At 69.7% G+C, this 18,365-nt stretch carries 21 protein-coding genes; 18 read left to right on the top strand and 3 right to left on the bottom strand.

The genetic code is table 11. The features are described from left to right. The first annotated feature begins 28 nt into the window (after positions 1-28). The 4 genes from ACZZ98_RS01275 (at position 29) to ACZZ98_RS01260 (ending at position 3,445) form a co-directional block, all read left to right on the top strand. On the top strand, positions 29-934 hold the full coding sequence (locus tag ACZZ98_RS01275) for a sterol desaturase family protein (protein ID WP_463514591.1): 906 nt from the start codon (positions 29-31) through the stop codon (positions 932-934). Positions 935-949: 15 nt separating this feature from the next. Further along, positions 950-1,423, top strand: a complete 474-nt coding sequence (locus ACZZ98_RS01270) for a helix-turn-helix transcriptional regulator (protein ID WP_463514590.1) — start codon at positions 950-952, stop codon at positions 1,421-1,423. Positions 1,424-1,446: 23 nt separating this feature from the next. Beyond that, the gene (locus ACZZ98_RS01265; RefSeq protein ID WP_463514589.1) at positions 1,447-1,890 is read left to right on the top strand and encodes a VOC family protein; all 444 of its coding nucleotides are present in this window, start codon (positions 1,447-1,449) and stop codon (positions 1,888-1,890) included. A 154-nt stretch (positions 1,891-2,044) separates the two neighbouring features. Beyond that, a complete protein-coding gene (locus tag ACZZ98_RS01260; protein WP_463514588.1) occupies positions 2,045-3,445 on the top strand; it encodes a bifunctional folylpolyglutamate synthase/dihydrofolate synthase in 1,401 nt (466 codons plus the stop codon). Positions 3,446-3,448: 3 nt separating this feature from the next. Here the strand turns inward: ACZZ98_RS01260 and ACZZ98_RS01255 are convergent, their stop codons facing one another. Then, positions 3,449-5,413, bottom strand: a complete 1,965-nt coding sequence (locus tag ACZZ98_RS01255; protein WP_463514587.1) for a hypothetical protein — start codon at positions 5,411-5,413, stop codon at positions 3,449-3,451. Between the two features lie 354 nt (positions 5,414-5,767). Here ACZZ98_RS01255 and ACZZ98_RS01250 point away from each other — a divergent pair, with 354 nt between their 5' ends. The 13 genes from ACZZ98_RS01250 (at position 5,768) to lpdA (ending at position 16,505) form a co-directional block, all read left to right on the top strand. After that, entirely contained in the window at positions 5,768-6,034 is a 267-nt protein-coding gene (locus ACZZ98_RS01250) for a hypothetical protein (RefSeq protein ID WP_463514586.1), read from the top strand. Continuing rightward, on the top strand, positions 6,031-6,426 hold the full coding sequence (locus ACZZ98_RS01245; protein ID WP_463514585.1) for a DUF4233 domain-containing protein: 396 nt from the start codon (positions 6,031-6,033) through the stop codon (positions 6,424-6,426). The genes ACZZ98_RS01250 and ACZZ98_RS01245 overlap by 4 nt, the downstream gene beginning before the upstream one ends. Positions 6,427-6,435: 9 nt before the next feature. Continuing rightward, the gene (gene ndk, locus ACZZ98_RS01240) at positions 6,436-6,858 is read left to right on the top strand and encodes a nucleoside-diphosphate kinase (protein WP_463514584.1); all 423 of its coding nucleotides are present in this window, start codon (positions 6,436-6,438) and stop codon (positions 6,856-6,858) included. Between the two features lie 127 nt (positions 6,859-6,985). Beyond that, positions 6,986-7,984: a M14 family zinc carboxypeptidase gene (locus ACZZ98_RS01235; RefSeq protein ID WP_463514583.1), complete on the top strand. Its 999-nt coding sequence runs from the start codon at positions 6,986-6,988 to the stop codon at positions 7,982-7,984. After that, positions 7,981-9,078 (top strand): hypothetical protein, encoded by a 1,098-nt coding sequence (locus ACZZ98_RS01230; RefSeq protein ID WP_463514582.1) that lies wholly within the window; start codon positions 7,981-7,983, stop codon positions 9,076-9,078. Before ACZZ98_RS01235 ends, ACZZ98_RS01230 begins: the two co-directional genes overlap by 4 nt. Positions 9,079-9,221: 143 nt before the next feature. After that, positions 9,222-9,833 carry a sulfite oxidase-like oxidoreductase gene (locus tag ACZZ98_RS01225; protein WP_463514581.1) on the top strand — a complete coding sequence of 204 codons (612 nt, stop codon included), beginning with the start codon at positions 9,222-9,224 and terminating at the stop codon, positions 9,831-9,833. Continuing rightward, on the top strand, positions 9,830-10,552 hold the full coding sequence (locus ACZZ98_RS01220) for an FAD-binding oxidoreductase (RefSeq protein WP_463514580.1): 723 nt from the start codon (positions 9,830-9,832) through the stop codon (positions 10,550-10,552). Before ACZZ98_RS01225 ends, ACZZ98_RS01220 begins: the two co-directional genes overlap by 4 nt. Positions 10,553-10,648: 96 nt before the next feature. Continuing rightward, complete coding sequence (gene mreB / locus ACZZ98_RS01215; protein ID WP_463514579.1) at positions 10,649-11,680, top strand: rod shape-determining protein MreB; 1,032 nt, start codon at positions 10,649-10,651, stop codon at positions 11,678-11,680. Further along, a complete protein-coding gene (mreC, locus tag ACZZ98_RS01210) occupies positions 11,677-12,516 on the top strand; it encodes a rod shape-determining protein MreC (RefSeq protein ID WP_463514578.1) in 840 nt (279 codons plus the stop codon). The genes mreB and mreC overlap by 4 nt, the downstream gene beginning before the upstream one ends. Continuing rightward, positions 12,513-13,001: a rod shape-determining protein MreD gene (mreD, locus tag ACZZ98_RS01205; protein ID WP_463514577.1), complete on the top strand. Its 489-nt coding sequence runs from the start codon at positions 12,513-12,515 to the stop codon at positions 12,999-13,001. The genes mreC and mreD overlap by 4 nt, the downstream gene beginning before the upstream one ends. Next, positions 12,998-14,245, top strand: a complete 1,248-nt coding sequence (locus tag ACZZ98_RS01200) for a penicillin-binding transpeptidase domain-containing protein (protein WP_463514576.1) — start codon at positions 12,998-13,000, stop codon at positions 14,243-14,245. The genes mreD and ACZZ98_RS01200 overlap by 4 nt, the downstream gene beginning before the upstream one ends. Continuing rightward, complete coding sequence (locus ACZZ98_RS01195; RefSeq protein ID WP_463517702.1) at positions 14,142-15,026, top strand: penicillin-binding transpeptidase domain-containing protein; 885 nt, start codon at positions 14,142-14,144, stop codon at positions 15,024-15,026. The genes ACZZ98_RS01200 and ACZZ98_RS01195 overlap by 104 nt, the downstream gene beginning before the upstream one ends. 81 nt (positions 15,027-15,107) lie before the next feature. Further along, the gene (lpdA, locus tag ACZZ98_RS01190; protein WP_463514575.1) at positions 15,108-16,505 is read left to right on the top strand and encodes a dihydrolipoyl dehydrogenase; all 1,398 of its coding nucleotides are present in this window, start codon (positions 15,108-15,110) and stop codon (positions 16,503-16,505) included. Between the two features lie 176 nt (positions 16,506-16,681). Here lpdA and ACZZ98_RS01185 read toward each other — a convergent pair whose 3' ends face one another. After that, positions 16,682-17,080, bottom strand: coding sequence for a VOC family protein (locus ACZZ98_RS01185; RefSeq protein ID WP_463514574.1), 399 nt, complete (start codon positions 17,078-17,080; stop codon positions 16,682-16,684). A gap of 137 nt (positions 17,081-17,217) precedes the next feature. Further along, complete coding sequence (locus ACZZ98_RS01180) at positions 17,218-17,526, bottom strand: helix-turn-helix transcriptional regulator (protein ID WP_463514573.1); 309 nt, start codon at positions 17,524-17,526, stop codon at positions 17,218-17,220. 64 nt (positions 17,527-17,590) lie between these two features. Between ACZZ98_RS01180 and map the strand changes: the two genes are divergently transcribed. Continuing rightward, the gene (gene map / locus ACZZ98_RS01175; protein WP_463514572.1) at positions 17,591-18,364 is read left to right on the top strand and encodes a type I methionyl aminopeptidase; all 774 of its coding nucleotides are present in this window, start codon (positions 17,591-17,593) and stop codon (positions 18,362-18,364) included. Position 18,365 lies beyond the last annotated feature (1 nt).

Below are 18,365 nucleotides of genomic sequence, written 5' to 3'. Positions count from 1 at the left end.
CGGGCCTACGGACGAGTAACTTGTCGCCATGGACACGCCGTGGGAGATCGTCAGCGACCCGACGCACGACCCGGTGTTGTTCGCGGTGCCGTTCTTCGCGCTCTTCATCGGGCTCGAGCTGCTGGCGATCAAGTACCTCGACGACGACGAGGAGGAGCCTCGCAAGGGCTACTCCACGCCGGACACCCTCTCGAACCTCGGCAGCGCCGTCGGCTCGGTCGTCATCAACCTCGGAGCGCGGTTCGCGGCGCTGTTCCTCTACTTCGCGCTGTGGTCGGTCGCGCCGTGGCAGCTGGACGCGAGCAACCCGTGGACCTGGGTCCTCACCCTGCTGGCGGTCGACCTGCTCTGGTACTCCTACCACCGCGCGAGCCACCGCGTCCGCATCCTGTGGGCCGCGCACCAGGCGCACCACTCCTCGGTCCACTTCAACTACTCGGTCGCGTTGCGGCAGAAGTGGAACCCGTGGGGCGAGCTGCTCTTCTGGACTCCACTCCCGCTGCTCGGGGTGCCGCCGTGGATGATCTTCTTCGCCTTCTCGCTCAACCTCATCTACCAGTTCTGGGTGCACACCGAGACCATCCCGAAGCTGTGGGGCCCCCTCGAGCTCGTCCTCAACACCCCGAGCCACCACCGGGTGCACCACGCGAGCCAGAAGCAGTATCTCGACCGGAACTACGGCGGCATCCTCATCATCTGGGACCGCATCTTCGGCACCTACGCCGAGGAGAAGGACCTCCCGGTCTACGGGCTCACGGTTCCGGTGACGACTCACAACCCGTTCCGCCTGCAGTACGGCGAGTTCCTCGCGGCGGTGCGCGACGTGCGCCGTGCTCGGACCTGGCGCCACCGCGCCGGCTACCTGTTCGCGCCGCCCGGATGGAAGCCGGGGGAACCCACGCTGCCGCCGGAGTCCGAGGTCGTCACCCGCTGACCCTAGGGTTGGGCGGTGCCTGAGCCCGCCCGACGCGTCCCCGGTGACGTCCTCGTGCACCTGCGCCGAGCCCGCGACCACATGGACCGCAGCTTCGCGCAGGAGCTCGACCTCGACGAGCTCGCCGCCATCGCGCGGCTGAGCAAGTTCCACTTCCTCCGGTCGTTCGCCAAGGTCTACGGACTCACCCCGCTCGCCTACCTGGGGGAGCGGCGCGTCGAACGCGCTCAGGACCTCCTGCGGACGACGAACCTCACCGTGACGGAGGTCTGCCACGCCGTCGGCTACTCGAGCCTGGGCTCCTTCAGCAGTCGGTTCCGCGAGATCGTCGGTGAGACTCCCAGTGCCTTCCAGGCGAGGTATGCCGTGAGCGGCGCCCCACGCATTCCTGGCTGCTGGGTCTTCATGACCGGCCTCGTCGAGAGGCGCGGCGACCCGGGAACGGGAGCGGGCGGCATACCGAGCAATTCGGGAGAAGCGGGGCGCTGACCCGGCGGCATACCGTCGAACCCATGATCACCAACGTGTCCCTCGTGTCCGTCTGGGTGAAGGATCTCGACGAGTCCCTCGCCTTCTACACCGACGTCCTCGGCTTCGCCGCCGGCGACGACATCGTCCTCGGGGAGGACTTCCGCTGGGTGACCGTCACCCACCCTGACCAACCCGAGCTCTCGCTCCACCTCACGACCCCGAGCAAGCCCCTCTCGGACGACCTCATCTCGGCGATGCAGCGGGCGCAGGCCGAGGGCGGCCTCCCCGGAGTGGGCCTCCACGTCGACGACTGCCGCAGGACGGTCGAGGAGCTCAAGGCCAAGGGGGTCGAGTTCCTCCAGGAGCCCGAGGACCGTCCCTATGGCGTCGAGGCGCTCATGCGCGACAACTCCGGCAACTGGATGGTGCTCGTCGAGCCGCGGAACTACACGCCCGAGGACTTCGACGGCGCCTCCTTCGACTGACCCCGTCGGTTTCCCACCCAATTCCCCCGAAACTCACGGGCACCCCGGTGAGACTCGGGGGAATTGGGTGAGAAACTCACGGGCACCCCGGTGAGAATCGGGGGAATTGGGCGAGGAACCCACTGGTCCGGGGCAGGACGTGAGGGCTGAGAGAATGGGTTCCATGGCACCGGCTCCCGACTCGTCCCAGCGTGAAGCAGCGCGCACCCTCGAGATCATGCAGCGGTTGCGTGAGGTCGAGGAGTCGATCCTCGCCCGTGCGCCCGAGCACGACCTCGAGCCATCGCTCGACCGCATCCAGGCCGTCATGGAGCTGGCCGGTGACCCACAGCGCACCTATCCGGTCATCCACCTCACGGGGACCAACGGCAAGACGACGACCGCTCGGGTGGTCGAGTCGATCCTGCGCGAGATGGGGCTGAACACAGGGCGGTTCACCTCACCGCACCTGCACACGATGCTCGAGCGCATCGCCATCGGTGGACGTCCGATCGAGGCCGAGAAGTTCCTGCGTGCCTACGCCGAGGTCCTCCCGCTCATCGAGCTCGTCGACGCGAGGTCGGCGCAGGACGACGAGCCGCGGATGACCTACTTCGAGGTCCTCGTGGCTGTCGCCTACGCGGCGTTCGCCGACGCCCCCGTCGACGTCGCGATCATCGAGGTGGGGATGGGCGGCAGCTGGGACGCGACCAACGTCGCTGACGGAGTCGTCTCGGTCATCACCCCCATCGCCCTGGACCACCAGCACTTCCTCGGCAACACCGTGGAGGCCATCGCGCTCGAGAAGGCCGGGATCATCAAGGCCGACGGCATCGTCATCTCGGCGCAGCAGGACGACCCGGCCGTCACCGCGATCCTCGCCGAGCGCGCCGACGACGTGGGCGCCCAGATCGCGGTGGAGGGACAGCAGTTCGGGCGCGAGGGCGCAGACGTCGCCGTCGGGGGACAGGCGCTCACCGTGCGCGGCCTGGCGACGACCTACGGCGACCTCTTCCTCCCGTTCCACGGCGCGCACATGGCTCAGAACGCAACCCTCGCCATCGCCGCCGTCGAGGCCTTCATCGGGGGCGGGGAGCAGGAGCTCGACCTCGACGTGCTCAAGGCCGGGCTCGCTGCGGCGACCTCGCCGGGTCGGCTCGAGGTCGTGCGCCGCAGCCCCACGGTCCTCGTCGACGCAGCCCACAACCCGGCCGGCGCCATCGCCCTGCGCGACGGCCTGCAGGAGGCCTTCACCTTCACCAAGCTCGTCGGTGTCGTCGCGATCCTCAAGGACAAGGACGCGTCCCAGATGCTCGAGATCCTCGAGCCGGTCCTCGACGAGGTCATCGTCACGCGCACCACGTCGGCGCGGGCGATGCGCCCCAACGACCTCGGCGAGCTCGCCAAGGGGATCTTCGGTGAAAGTCGCGTGACCGTGGTCGACGACCTCCCCGATGCCCTCGACCGCGCGGCCGGCATCGCCGACGAGAGCGGGGTCGGCGGGGGAGTCCTCGCGACGGGTTCGGTCATCACCGCGGCCGAGGTCCGCATGCTGCTGGGCGTCACCGACGCCTGAGGGTCATGGGGCGGGGATCTCGACCGTCGTCGTCTGACCCGCTGTCACCGTGATGGGCCCGAGACCGCTCGGAGGTGGCGCGCACGGCCACTGCTGGCAGAGGTAGTAGGTGCCAGGCCGCAGACCTCCGTGGTTGAACGGGTCGCTGACACCGAACGACCGGAAGAACAACGGTGTCCCGTCACTTGTGAAGAGCCTGACCCCGGGGCCCGGTGTCCGGACGGTTGCAATGACACGGCCGCCGAGGGCGAGTGTCCTGGTGCCCAGCTCGGTGCGTTGGCCGGCTGTCACATGAACCGTCTCCGCGCCGCGGGCGAGCAGCTCGGCGGTGGTCAGGGTCCCTGCCTGCAGCCCACCGACCCACTCGAACTCGTAGTTCTCCGTAACGTCATACAGAAGCACGAGGTATTCGCCCTCCTCGAGACCGTCGACCACGACTCGGCCATCGGACCGTTCTGGGCGTCGCACGAAGAACTGTTTCTCCGTGTCCACGTTGCGCACGAGGGCGTAGGCGGTGAGCGGCTGGATGGATGACGGGAGCAGGGTGGTGGCCACGGATCCGGCGCCGGGGAGAGTGAGGTCGATGCCCAGAGCCCTCGACCCGGCTGGGAACGCGTACGTCTTGGGGTCGACGATGTCTCCGGCGACGCACGCAGGTGCCCACGTGAGATCCGCTGCGGGGTCGATTCGTGGTTGGACCGCGCAGACAGGTGCAGAGGCCGCTGCCGTGTACCTGCGCCACCGGCCATCGAACCCTGTGCGAGCAGGCATGGCCGTAAGACCCAGGCGCCCGGGAGCCAGGTCCGGAGCGGCCAAGCCCACGTCGATCCCGTTGAGGGCCTGGCCGGCGGGCGACGTGACCTGCCCGCCCAGCACGACGTCGGGTCCCACCCAGCCGACCTGGTCGACCACGACGTGAACGGACGCCGATCCGCTGTTCTGGAGTCGCGGGACGGCCCGCGGGCTGTTGCCGCGGAAGACCGTGAGGCTCGTCGTCGTGCTTCCTGCGGCGAAGTTGGTGATGGACGCGCGGCTGCCCGAATAGGAGAGATAGCCGACTCCGGTCGCCTGGGTCGTGGTCACCGCATAGATCGGCCAGTGGTACCCCGGATATGCCGTGGTGGGAAGGTCGAAGGTGCCCCCAGGCCTGATGAGCGAGCCTCTTCGTGTGTCCAGGAGGCGGATCGGCGCATCCAACGTCACGGCAGTGGGGCGCTCCTGCGTGGACCCCGGGGCGATCCACGCCGAGACGTCGACCAACAGGTCCACGGCCGAGGTGCCGCCGTTGTGGACACGGACCTTGCCTCCGGAGACGGACGACAAGACGGCAGTGGCCCGGGTGGTTCCCGTAGTCCAGGTCAGTGACGACGACGGCGGACGCGGCGCCGACGGTGAGTGGACCACCGCCCACCCGCCTGCGTTCGGGGTCACCGCGGTGACGTTGAGCGCCACTCCGGATGCGGTCGTGGGCACCCCGTTGCGACCCGTGACCGGCACGTCGGTCGAGCCACCCGCCGGGACCTTGACCCGTGTCGCTCGCGTGTCCAGGGCGCGGAACGGCGTGATCGACTGCGTGCTCCCCGGGGCCACCGAGGTGCCTCCGCCGACTCGGGCGACCACGTCCACGACGACATGGACGGTGCCGCTGGATCCGTTGTAGACGGTCGCCTTTCCCGCGTCGGTGACGGAGACGGCAGCCAGGTTCGGGACGTTCTGGCCGGCGGTGAAGTTCAGGGTCGACGTGCTGGGACGAGGACCCTCCCCCGACCACACGGTGAGGTAGCCGGGTGCCTGCGCCTGTGCTGCCGTGACGTTGATCCACGCGCCGGCCCACGTGTCGGTCCGATCTGGCGGGCGCACGTTGATGATGCGGAGCTCGCCGGGCTTGAGGGCTGTGTGGGACCTCGAGTCGTAGGTGCGTCCGGAGGGCACCGGCTCGACGGCACCCAAGGCGGGAGGTTCGATCACGGGATCCCCACTCGTGCCGACACCAGCCGGTGTCCTGGCCACAGCAGAACCAGCCGGAACTGCAGTCGCGGCGACGAGTGCCGCACTCAGAGCAACCCCGACAGCGATCAGGGCCCGTGGGCGACGACGAGACGTCATGGTTTTCCTCTGCTCCCCCCGGGTCCCCAGCGCACCCAGCCGAGCAGATCCTAGATGGGACGAGGGTCCGGCGCAGGGAAACGGCCCCCGTGCCGAATCCCGGCGCGCAGCGGCCCGACCTCGATCAGGTGGAGGCGAGGGTCGGCGGTGGCAAGGGGACGAGTGCGGAACAGGCGCCCGTCCAGGAAACGAGAGCGGGCGGCATACCCTCATGGCATGCATCCGATCACCAAACTGATCGTCCTCGTCGCCGTCGCGGCGCTGGTCTTCTGGCTCGTGACCAAGCTGCGCGAGAGCACCCGGGGCGACAAGATCAGCTTCCGGCCGGTCGAGGACCTGCCGCCCGAGGTGCAGCAGTCCATCGACCTCGCCCTCGCCAAGGGCAAGAAGGTCACCGCGATCAAGCTCTACCGCAAGGCGACCAAGGCTCCGCTCGAAGCCGCCAAGGCCGCGATCGACGTGCGGGAGTGGAAACGCGGATGACGCGCCTCCCGTTCCTGGGTCGGACGGGCACGTTCACCTGGCGGATGCTTGCCACGGTGCTCGGGAGCCAGGCGCTCGTCATCCTGCTCGGCGCCCTGCTCGCCCGCAGCACGGCACTGGCGGACGGATCCGACAACGCCAGGACCCTGCTCTGGGGTGGTTGCGGGCTCGCGCTCCTCGCCTTCGTCGCGGCCGGGATGCTGCGCGGTCCGCTCGGGCTGCCGCTCGGCTGGGTCGTCCAGCTGCTCACCTGGCTCAGTGCGTTCGTCGTCCCCCCGATGATCGGGGTCGGCCTGATCTTCACCGGGCTCTGGGTCCTCTGCCTCGTCAAGGGCCAGCAGGTCGACACGATGATGGCGGCCCGCGAGCAGGACGCCGAGACCGATCGCTAGGGTGGCCGCGTGACCATCGAACGCTCGCTCGTCCTCGTCAAGCCTGACGGCTACGCCCGCGGTCTCTCTGGGGAGGTGCTGCGGCGCATCGAGGCCAAGGGCTACACCCTGGTAGCGCTCGCCGTGACGTCCCCGACCCGCGAGATGCTCGCCGCGCACTACGCCGAGCACGAGGGCAAGCCCTTCTACGAGCCGCTCCTCGAGTTCATGTCGTCCGGCCCGGTGACCGCCGCGGTCATCGAGGGACAGGGCTGCATCCCCGGCTTCCGCTCCCTCGCCGGTGCGACGAACCCGACCGACGCAGCACCGGGCAGCATCCGCGGCGACCTCGGTCGCGACTGGGGCGAGAAGGTGCAGAAGAACATCGTCCACGGCTCCGACTCCCCGGAGTCGGCTGCGCGCGAGATCGGGATCTGGTTCCCCCAGCTCTGAGCGATCTGACCCTCCGCACGACCCCGCGCGAAAAGATGGCCCGCTCTCACCGGGCAGAACGGCCGTCGGCGCTCTAGGTTGAGGCTCGCGGCCCATCAGGCCGCGTCCCTTGATCGAAGGAGTGCGCATGAGGATCAGTCGAGTCGGGCCGGGGGTGGTGGGCGTTGTCGCGCTGGCCACTGTCGGCCTCGTGGGTGCGGGAGTCGCCACCGCGGCGCCGCGCCCCAATGCACAGGACGACAAGGTGCAGATCGTCACCGTCCATGCGTCCACGCAGAAGGAGCGCTCGGCGGTCGACGCCCTGGGCCTCGACACCACGGAGCACGCCGACACCACCGGCGTCGACGTCGTGCTGCACGGAGCGGCCGACGTGGCCAAGCTGCGGGCGTCCGGCAAGAAGTGGACGGTGAAGGTTGCCGACCTCGCTGCCGTGGAGCGGGCCAACAAGTCCAAGGACAAGGCGTATGCCGCGAGCGTGGCCGAGTCCGCGCTCCCGAGCGGTCGCACGGGCTACCGCCACCTGGTCGACTACAACTCCGAGATGGCGGCCCTGGCCGCGAAGTACCCGACGAAGGTCAAGTCCCTCACCCTTGCGAACCCGTCCGTGCTGGGCAAGCCGATCCAGGGCATCGAGGTCACCGACAACGCGCCGAACACCAAGGACGGCAAGCCGGTCTTCCTCCTCATGGGCGCCCACCACGCCCGCGAGTGGCCGTCGTCCGAGCACGCTCTGGAGTTCGCGTACGACCTCCTCGAGGGCGACGACGCCCGCAACGCCGGACTCCTCCAGAACATGCGTCTGATCGTCGTCCCCGTGGTCAACGTCGACGGGTTCGAGATCTCGCGCAAGGCCGCCCCGTTGGGCGACTTCAGCAGGTTCGACTACGAGATGAAGCGCAAGAACTGCTCCATCAGCGTCCAGACGCCAGCGGCGTCCCGCACGGGCACCTGCGACAACAACCTCGCTGGTCGCGAGCGCGGCACCGACCCCAACCGCAACTACCCCGGATTCTGGGGTGGCCCCGGCGCCTCCACGAACTGGCGGAGCGACACCTTCCGCGGTGACGCCCCGGGCAGCGAGCCCGAGGTCGACGCGGTGCGCAAGCTGGTCAGCTCCGCCAGGTGACCAACCTCATCACCAACCACACCTTCAGCAACCTCATCCTGCGCCCGCCGTCGCTGGCCTCGACCGGCTTCACCCCCGACGAGCTCAAGTACCGCGCGCTCGGCGCCGACATGGCGCAGCACAACGACTACGCCAACATCCCGTCGTTCGGTCTCTACGACACGTCGGGCTCGACCGAGGACTGGAGCTACTGGAACACCGGTGGCCTCGGCTTCACGTTCGAGATCGGCACGGAGGGCTTCCACCCGCCGTACGAGACCGGAGTCGTCGCGGAGTACGCCGGACTCGCCCCCGCAGCCGGGGCAGGCAAGGGTGGCAACCGCGAGGCGTACTACAAGATGGCGGCGGCCACGGTCGACAAGTCCCTGCACTCGACGATCACCGGCAAGGCGCCGGCCAACACCAACCTCACGATCCGCAAGACCTACCAGGGCATGACCTCCCCGGTGATCCAGGCGGACGGCTCCGTGGGCGCACCGATCCCCTTCACCGACGTCCTCACGTCGTCGCTCCAGGGCAAGGGTGGGTCGTTCTCGTGGGCGGTCAACCCGTCGACCCGACCGATCGTCGCCGGTCGCTACGGTCGTGACGCGGTCGCCCCGCAGCAGCCGAGCACACCGATCCCCAACCCGGCCGGCCTTCCCGCGGTCGGTGGCTCGGAGTTCTCGAACGTCACGATCCAGGGCCTGCCGACCTACGACAACGGCAAGGTGCTCTTCACCTTCGGTTGGCAGGGTCCGAACCCCGATCCCAACGTCGACTGGGACTTCTTCATCTACGACTCGGCCGGCAACCAGGTCGCGTCGGCAGCAACCCTGGCCAACCCGGAGATCGCGGCCGCTCTCGACCCGGTGCCCGGTGGCTACCGCGTCGAGGCCGTGAACTACGGCGGCGGCTCGGCTGCCGACTGGACGGGCACGATGTCCTTCCAGGCGCCGGACCCGGCCATCGTCACCGGCGTCAAGGAGACGTGGAACCTCACCTGCGAGAACAAGCAGGGCAAGGTCCTCGCCACCCGCAGCATCGTCGTCGACCGCGGCGAGTCCGTGGACGTCGGCAACCCCTGCAACCGGGGCAAGAACCCGAAGCAGTGAAGCTGGAGAAGCTGACACACAGCGCAAGGTATGCCGTCCGCACCCGTGTGCGGGCGGCATACCTGCGTCTGTTCGCCCTCTTCCTGAGTAGGCTGCGGCAAGAACGACTTCTGGCGTGTGCCCCGTCCACGAGGAGAAGCCTGATGCCGGTGACCCGAGGGTTCTTCCGCCGCCGCCCCGATGGCCCCGAGGGCCGGCTGCCTCCCGGACAATACGATGTCGGTGGCGGTTGGCCGGTCCTGACCGCCGAGGCCACACCGGGCATTCGGCTCGAGTCGTGGACCCTTCGCATCGACGGGCTCGTGGACCAGCCCACGACCTGGACGTGGGACACCATCCAGCAGCTGCCGAAGTCTGCGTTCCACGGAGACATCCACTGCGTGACGACCTGGTCGAAGTTCGACGTGAGCTTCGGCGGCGTCAGCGTCGACAGCCTGCTCAGCGCTGCACGGCCGCAGGAGGAGGCACGGTTCGTCATCGCCCACTCCGAGACCGGCTACACCACCAACCTGCCCTTGGCGGACGTCACCGACGGGCGGGCGTGGGTGGTGTGGGAGTACGACGGCAGACCACTGACAGCCGAGCACGGTGGCCCGGTTCGGTTGGTGGTTCCGCACCTGTACTTCTGGAAGTCCGCGAAGTGGATCAGCCGTCTCGAGCTGACGGCGGAGGACCGACCCGGGTTCTGGGAGCGCAACGGCTACCACGACCGCGGCGACCCGTGGCGCGAACAACGCTACGAAGGCGACCAGTGACGATCGACAGCTCCGTCGCGTCCTCGAGCCCGGGCCCGACGGCCTGGACGACCGGCCGCATCATCACCAAGGACTTCCCCTCCCCGGATCTGGTGAGGCTGCGCATGCGCGTCGAGGACCGTCATCGGCACTGGCCCGGACAGCACTACCTCATCCGGCTGCGCGCCCCGGACGACTACACGGCCCAGCGGTCGTACTCCATCGCGTCCGACGACAGCGACCCACTCGTCGAGTTCCTCATCGAGCGGCTACCGAACGGCGAGATCTCGGAGTTCCTGGCCGACGTGGCCGAAGTCGGCGACGTCCTCGAGATGCGCGGCCCGATCGGCCGCTGGTTCAGGTGGGACACGCAGACCCCGGCGCTCTGCCTGGTCGGCGGGACCGGCGTCGTCCCCGCGGTCGCCATGACTCGGGCAGCTCGGCAGCTCGGCCGCGAAGACCTGCTGCGCGTCGTGGCAGTCGCTCGACGCCCTGAGGAGCTGCCCTATGCCCAGGAGCTCGCGCAGGCGGGCGCCACGATCACCTTCACCCGTCTGGCGACGAGCGAACGTGCGGCAGGCGCCCCGACCCGAGCGGAGATCACGCCGCTCCTCGAGGGCATCCAGCTCGCGTACGTCTGCGGTTCCTCGCGGTTCGCCCAGTTCGCGGAGGACCTCCTGGTCGAGTCCGGTCTGGATCCGGCGGCCATACGCGTCGAACAGTTCGGCGCCACCGGCTGAGCACACGGCGTGCGGTCCACCTCGACTGATGGAGGAGCCTGTGCCCGCGCGTGTTGGGACGCGGAGCGCGGCACGTCCCGACGTAGCATCGGTGACGTGGCTGGACTGGACCGATGGGTGCGCGCGAGAGACCTCGCGATCGACCTCGGGACGGCCAACACGGTGATCTATGAGCGGGGCCGTGGGGTGGTCCTCGACGAGCCGTCGGTCGTCGCGGTGCGCACCGGCACCTCCCAGCTCCTCGCCGCCGGTCACCGCGCCAAGGAGATGCTCGGCCGCACGCCGGACTCGGTCAGTGCCGTCCGCCCGCTGCGAGACGGAGTCATCTCCGACGCCGACGTCACCGAGCGGATGCTGCGCTACTTCGTCGACCAGGTGGCGCCGTCGCGCCTGCTCCGGCCGCGGATGGTCGTCTGTGTGCCGAGCGACATCACCAGCGTGGAGCGCCGAGCGCTGGAGGACTCCACCCTGCGCTCCGGTGCGCGACGCGTCCACGTCATCGAGGAGCCCATGGCGGCGGCCATCGGAGCCGGACTGCCCATCGAGGAGACGATGGCCTCGATGGTCGTCGACCTCGGCGGCGGCACGACCAACGTCGCCGTCATCAGCCTCGGCGGCATCGTCACGTCCCGGTCGATCCGCACCGGCGGCGACGAGGTCGACGAGGCGATCATCGCCCACGTGAAGTCCGAGTACTCCCTGCTCCTCGGTGAGCGCAGTGCCGAGCAGATCAAGGTCGCGGTCGGGTCGGCGTTCCCGATGCGCCAGGAGCTGAGCGAGCGGGTGCGTGGTCGTGACCTCGTGACCGGCCTGCCCAAGACCGTGTCGATCTCGTCAGTCGAGGTCCGTCGCGCCATCGAGGCACCGGTGCTGCAGATGGTCGAGCTGGCCCGGGCGGTCCTCGACGTCTGCCCTCCGGAGCTCGCCGGCGACATCCTCGAGCGCGGCATCACCCTCACCGGTGGTGGAGCCCTGCTGCGCGGGCTCGCCGAGCGGATGCACCACGAGCTCGGCGTCCCCGTCACCGTCGCCGAGGACCCGCTGCGTGCCGTCGCCAGGGGGGCCGGCAAGTGCGTCGAGGAGTTCGACACCCTCCACCGCGTCCTCGTCGACAACCGACGGCCGTGAGGGGAGACGCGTCCGACCGCCGACGGCGTCAACTCGTCGCGCTCGCAGTGCTCGTCACGCTGGCCCTCGTGGTCGTGGACCTCGTGGGTGGCCCCGGCACCGGGCTGCTCCGGCGCGGAGCCGCGACCGTCCTCGGCCCGCTCGAGCGGGTTCTCGCCCCGGCGGGCCGCCCAGGCGAGGAGGAGCTCCGTCGCGAGAACGACCGGTTGGCGAGCGAGCTGCGTGAGGCCCGGCTGGCCCGGGAGGGTGGGGCCGCGCTCACGACCCTGCTCGCCTCCGCCTCGACCGCGGGGGCTCGGGTGGTGCCCGCCCGTGTCGTGGGCGTCGGTGCACCCGGGCCGCAGGGCATCGTCCGCATCACCATCGACGTCGGCAGCCGTGACGGCGTCAGCGCCGACCGCACCGTCGTCTCGGGTGACGGGCTCGTCGGCCGCGTGGAGTCCGTGGCCCCGTGGACGTCCGACGTCCTCGTCGTCGGCGGGCCGGACGTCACCGTCGGTGCCACGGTCGGGGCGGCGGGTGCCCTGGCGACCGTCGGTGGGTCGGCTGCCCCGGCAGCCGAACGCGGGGCGGGCGAGCTCGGTCTCACCCTCGTCCAGACCGGCACGCTCCGTGTCGGGGACCAGGTGCGCACGCTGGGAAGCGTCGGAGGCCGCCCGTTCGTCGCTGGTGTCCTCGTCGGGACGGTGAGCGAGGTCGAGCCGCGACGCGGTCGGCTCGCGTCGACGGGCACCGTGCGACCTGCCGTGGACGTGGGTCAGCTGTCGGTCGTCGGTGTCCTCCTCACCGGTCCTCGCAGCACCCCACGACCGGACCTCACCGGGGGAGCGCCGTGACCGTGCCGGGAGCGCTCCTGCGTGGCGCCCTCCTCCTCGTCGGGGCCGTCCTCGCGGTGACGCTGGGCGCCCGTCACCTCGCTCCGCTGCCCGACCTCGTCCTCGTGGTCGTGTCGTCCGCGGCCCTTCGCGCCGGACCGCGTGCCGGCCTGCTCACCGGCCTGGCCGGTGGGTGGCTCCTCGACCTGCTCCCGCCGGGTTCGGCGGTGCTCGGCACCCAGGCCCTTCTGTATGCCGTGTGCGGCGTCGCCGTCGGGCTCGCCCGACGCCCCGGTCGGGTGTCGCTCGTGTGGGTGGTCGCCGTGATTGCGGCCGCCGGCTCCGGACTCGAGATCGCGCGGGCCCTGCTCGCCCTCGCGCAGGGTGTCCCGGTCGATGTCGGCTCCTCGCTGGGTCGCGTGCTGGCCACCGCGACCGTCGGACTCCTGCTGGTGCCGCTGTTCAACGTCGTCGAGCGGCATGCAGAGCACCGGAGGTTCGCGTGACCGACATCGGCATCCGACCCAGGGACGGGTCGGCGCACCAGGGCCGGTTCCTGGCGGCAGGCGCAGTGGTCGCGCTGCTCTTCGTCGCGCTCTTCGGTCGGCTGGGCCAGGTGCAGCTCTCCGAGCACGCCGACTACACCGCCGCAGCCGCCGCCCTCAACACGCGCGAGATCATCGTCCCCGCGGTGCGGGGTCGGATCCTCGACCGCACCGGGAAGCCGTTGGCGGACAACACCTCCGTCACCGTGGTGACGCTCGAGCGGCGCGTCGTCGCCGAGAGCGACGACGCGGGCCGCGGCCTGCTCACGCGGGTGGCCCAGACCCTCGGGCGCCCCCTGGACGAGCTCCTGGCCCGGACCCACCTGTGCGGTGAGGAGGGTGCTCCTCCAGCGCCGGCGTGCTGGTCGGGGTCGCCCCAAGTGCCCATCCCGATCGCCAGCGGCGTCGATGCGCAGCGCGCCCTCAGCCTCGTCGAGCGGCCGGACCTCTTCCCCGGGGTGTCCGTCGAAGCGGTGCCGGTGCGGCGCTACCCCGCGCCCCTGGGTGTCAACGCGGCACACCTGCTGGGCTACCTCGGCCGGGCCACCGACAAGGAGGTCGCGGCGAGCGAGTCAGGCGCCGGAGTGATCACCGCGGACGACCTCGTGGGGCGTGCAGGCCTGGAGCAGCAGTACGACACGGCCTTGCGTGGCACCCCGGGTCGCACCACCGTGTCCGTTGACCCGCGCGGTCTCGTCACGGGTGTCGTGTCGCGGGTCGACCCGGTGCCGGGGCGCGACCTGGTGACGAGCATCGACGCCTCCGTCCAGGCTGCCACCGAGAAGGCGTTGGCTCGTGAGATGGCTGCGGCACGCACCCGCGGGCAACCGGCCGACTCGGGGGGTGCGGTCGTCCTTGACGTCACGTCCGGGCGGGTGCTGGCCTCGGCGAGCGCCCCGACCTATGACCCCAACGTGTGGACCGGGGGCATCTCTGCCAAGGAGTACGCCGCGCTCACCGCACCCACGGCCGGGACACCGCTCCTCTCACGGGTGACCGGGTCGGCGACGGCTCCGGCGTCGACCCTCAAGGCGCTGAGCGTGCCGGCCGCAGTGGCCGCCGGGAAGCCGTTGACCGGGACCTACGAGTGCGGGTCGAGCTATCGGATCGGCAACAGGAAGCTTCCGGAACTTCGAGTCGCGAGCCTATGGTCCGATCAGCTTCCACCGTGCCCTCGAGGTCTCCTGCGACACGGTCTTCTATGACGTCGCCTACCGGTCGTGGCTCGCCCTCGGGGGACTCAAGGGGGCAGACGCCAAGGACCCCTTCATCACGACGGTCCGGGACTTCGGTCTCGGCAAGCGGTCGGGCATCGACCTCCCCGACGAGAGCGCGGGACGCATCCCGGACCGCACCTGGAAGCGTGCGGTCTGGGACGACACCAAGGACGAGACCTGCAGGCGGGCGAAGTCCGGCTATCCCGAGGTGTCGCGCGACGATCCGGCGCGAGCGGCATACCTCAAGGCCCTGGCCAGCGAGAACTGCACCTCGGGTGCCCTGTTCCGTGCCGGTGATGCGGCGAACTTCTCGATCGGCCAGGGCGACGTGGCGACGACACCCCTGCAGATGGGGGTGGCGTATGCCGCGGTCGCGGGAGGCGGGGTCGTGCGCACCCCGCGTGTGGGCGTGAAGGTCGTCGACCCTGTCTCCGGTGTGGCACAGGCGGTTCCGGCCGGACCGGTGCATCGTGCCGCGCTTCCCGAGGCGGTGGCGACGTATGTCCACTCCGCCCTTCGGGCAGTGGTCGTCTCGGGCACCGGGGCGCCGGCGTTCACGGGCATGCCGGCGGACTGGCCGGTCTCGGGTAAGACGGGGACGGCGGAGGTCTTCGGCAAGTCGGACACGTCGTGGTTCGTGTCCTACGCCCCGACGACCAAGCCGCGGTATGCCGTGTCCGTCGCCGTGAGCCAGGGCGGCCACGGCAGCGACACGGCGGCGCCCATCTCGCGCTCGATCCATGAGGCCCTGCGGCTGCTGCCCCGATGAACGAGCCACGCCGACCGGTCGCGAGTGGCGGTGACGGGGGAGCGCGACGGGAGCGGACGGCATACAACTAGTCTTTGTCGTATGGCTGATTTCGATGTTGTCGTCCTCGGTGCCGGTCCCGGCGGATACGTCGCGGCGATCCGCGCCTCGCAGCTGGGTCTCAAGGCCGCTGTCGTGGAGTCCAAGTACTGGGGCGGCGTCTGCCTCAACGTCGGGTGCATCCCGTCCAAGGCGCTGATCAAGAACGCCGAGCTCGCGCACACGCTGCAGCACGACAAGGCGAAGTTCGGCATCGAGGGTGACGCGACGATGTCCTACGGCCCGACGCACAAGCGCTCGCGCACGGTGTCGTCCGGCATCGTCAAGGGCGTCCACTTCCTGATGAAGAAGAACAAGATCGAGGAGATCGACGGCTGGGGCACGCTGACCAGCCCCACGTCGATGGACGTCGCGCTCAACTCGGGTGAGAAGCGCACGGTGACCTTCGACAAGCTCATCATCGCGGCCGGCGCCGTGACCCGCATGCTCCCCGGCATGGAGGTCTCCCAGAACGTCGTGACCTACGAGGAGCAGATCCTCGACGAGAACCTGCCTGGCTCGATCGTCATCGCCGGATCGGGCGCCATCGGCGTCGAGTTCGCCTACGTCATGAAGAACTTCGGCGTCGACGTGACGATCGTGGAGTTCCTCGACCGCATGGTGCCGACGGAGGACGCGGACGTCTCCAAGGAGCTGCTCAAGCACTACAAGAAGCTCGGCGTGAAGGTGATGCTCTCGACCAAGGTCGACGGCGTCGAGGACACCGGCTCCGGGGTCAAGGTCACCGTGGCCCCGGCCGCCGGCGGCGACTCGCAGGTGCTCGAGGCCGACAAGTTCATGTCGGCGATCGGGTTCGCACCGCGCACCGAGGGCTACGGGCTCGACGCCATCGGGGTGAAGCTCACCGACCGCGGCGCCGTGGAGATCGACGACTACTGCCGCACCAACGTCGAGAACGTCTACGCCATCGGCGACTGCACCGCCAAGCTGATGCTCGCCCACGTCGCCGAGGCCCAGGGCATCGTCGCCGCCGAGACCATCGCCGGCGCCGAGACCATGCCGATCGAGTACGACTTCATCCCGCGAGCGACCTACTGCCACCCGCAGATCGGCTCGTTCGGCTACTCCGAGGCACAGGCCAAGGAGAAGGGCTACGACGTCAAGACCGCGACGTTCCCGTTCAGCGCCAACGGCAAGGCGATGGGGCTCGGCGACGCCGTCGGCTTCGTCAAGATCGTCGCCGACGCCAAGCACAACGAGATCCTCGGCGCCCACATGATCGGCCCCGACGTCACCGAGCTGCTGCCCGTGCTCAACCTCGCGCAGAAGTGGGACCTCACCGCCGACGAGGTCGCCCGCAACGTCTTCGCGCACCCGACGCTGTCCGAGGCCGTCAAGGAGTCGGTCCACGGCATCGTCGGCCACATGATCAACCTCTGACCCATCAGCGCATTCAGTCGGCTTCACGCCGGTATGCCGTTCGCCGCAGTCCCATCCGCGCTGCGCGCGTAGACCGCACTCCGCGCTCCCGCCAGGCCCAGCCAGCGGCGAACGGCATACCGGCGTTTCGCCGGGGTGCCGCGGTGCCAGATCAGTTCATGCCGGACCTCCCCGGATCAGGGCATGCCGGTGCCGAGGTTGAGGATGTTGCCGTCCGGGTCCGTGAACCACACGCTCCTGAACGTGTTTTCGCCGTCGCTCCCGCTCGCGACGCCGTCGTCCCACTCCATGCCCTCGACGTCGAAGGTCTGGAACGTCACGCCCTTCGAGCGCAGGTCGGCCACAACTTCGTCGAACGCGTCGTCGGGCAGCTCGAACATCATCGCCGTCGCCTTGTTCGTGCCTGCGAACTCGGACGTGTAGACGAAGAAGGCGCCAGAGCCTGACTGGTAGGTGACGCCCTGGTCCATCATCTCGGTCCCGGGTGCGAGGCCGAGCGTGTCTTCATAGAACTCGCGAGCCCGCGCAAGATCCGAGACGCCGAGGGTGGTGACGGGAGTGTGGTCGCCGAGCATGTCTTCTCCTTGGGCGGACCGGACGACCCTCGCTCGATCGGCCCCCTCGAGCGTAGGGGCCCGTCCCGCACCGGGCAATGGGCTGATCCGGCCAGTGGCGGGGTTCCGGTGGGCCACCCCGAGAGCGGTCTGCCGGCCTAGGACGCCAGGCGTCCGCGCGCCCGGTGGGGAGGTCGGCCGGGGACCGGAGTGACCTCGCTGCTGGCCGGGCTGATCTCGGCCCACACCACGTCGAGCGAGAGGCCGAGGACCTCGGAGATGGCGGCAATGGTCGGGAAGGCGGGAGTGGCGACGCGCCCGGACTCGATCTTGCGGAGGGTCTCGGGCGAGATGCCCGCGTCGAGCGCGATGTCGAGCATCGGGCGCTCGCCCCTCGCGTCGCGCAGCAGGGCGCCGAGGCGCTGTCCGCGCTCGATCTCGGCGGGGGTGAGTGGAAGCCGAACCATGCCCGCACTCTAGCCGGGATAGTCTTACCGGGATAGTTATTGGTTCCAGGCCGGGAGGCACTGCATGATGGAGATCCTGAACACCACCGAGCTGGGCCGGGCGCGGGGGGCTGGTGCCCTCGTCGCCGACATCCTGCAGTCGCTCAAGAAGCGCGCCAGGGTCGGGACCAACCTCCTCGAGATCGACGAGTGGGCGAAGTCGATGATGCTCGAGGCGGGAGCCGAGTCCTGCTACGTCGACTACGCGCCGTCGTTCGGGCGAGGTCCCTTCGGCCACTACATCTGCACCTCGGTCAACGACGCTGTCCTGCACGGCCTGCCGCACGACTACGCGTTGGCAGACGGCGACCTGCTCTCGCTCGACCTCGCGGTCTCCCTCCGCGGCATCGTCGCCGACTCGGCGATCAGCTTCGTCGTGGGCGACTCACCCTCGGCCACGGACCTCGCCATGATCGACGCGACCGAGCGGGCGCTGCGGTCCGGGATCGCTGCCGCGAGGCCCGGCGCGAGGGTGGGGGACATCTCGCACGCGATCGGCGTCGTCCTGACGGAGGCGGGCTACCCGGTCAACCTCCAGTTCGGTGGCCATGGCGTCGGGTCGACGATGCACCAGGACCCGCACGTCTCGAACACGGGGCAGCCCGGGCGCGGCTACAAGCTGCGGTCGGGGCTGCTCCTTGCTCTGGAGCCCTGGGTCATGGCCGACACCGACGAGCTCGTCACCGATGACGACGGCTGGACGCTGCGGAGCGCTACGGGTTGTCGGACGGCCCACAGCGAGCACACGATCGCCATCACCGACGGTGGAGCGGAGATCCTCACCCTGCCCACGGCATGAG

The sequence above is a fragment of the Knoellia sp. AC549 genome (assembly GCF_979258975.1).
This window is presented reverse-complemented; position numbering and strand designations above follow the sequence as displayed.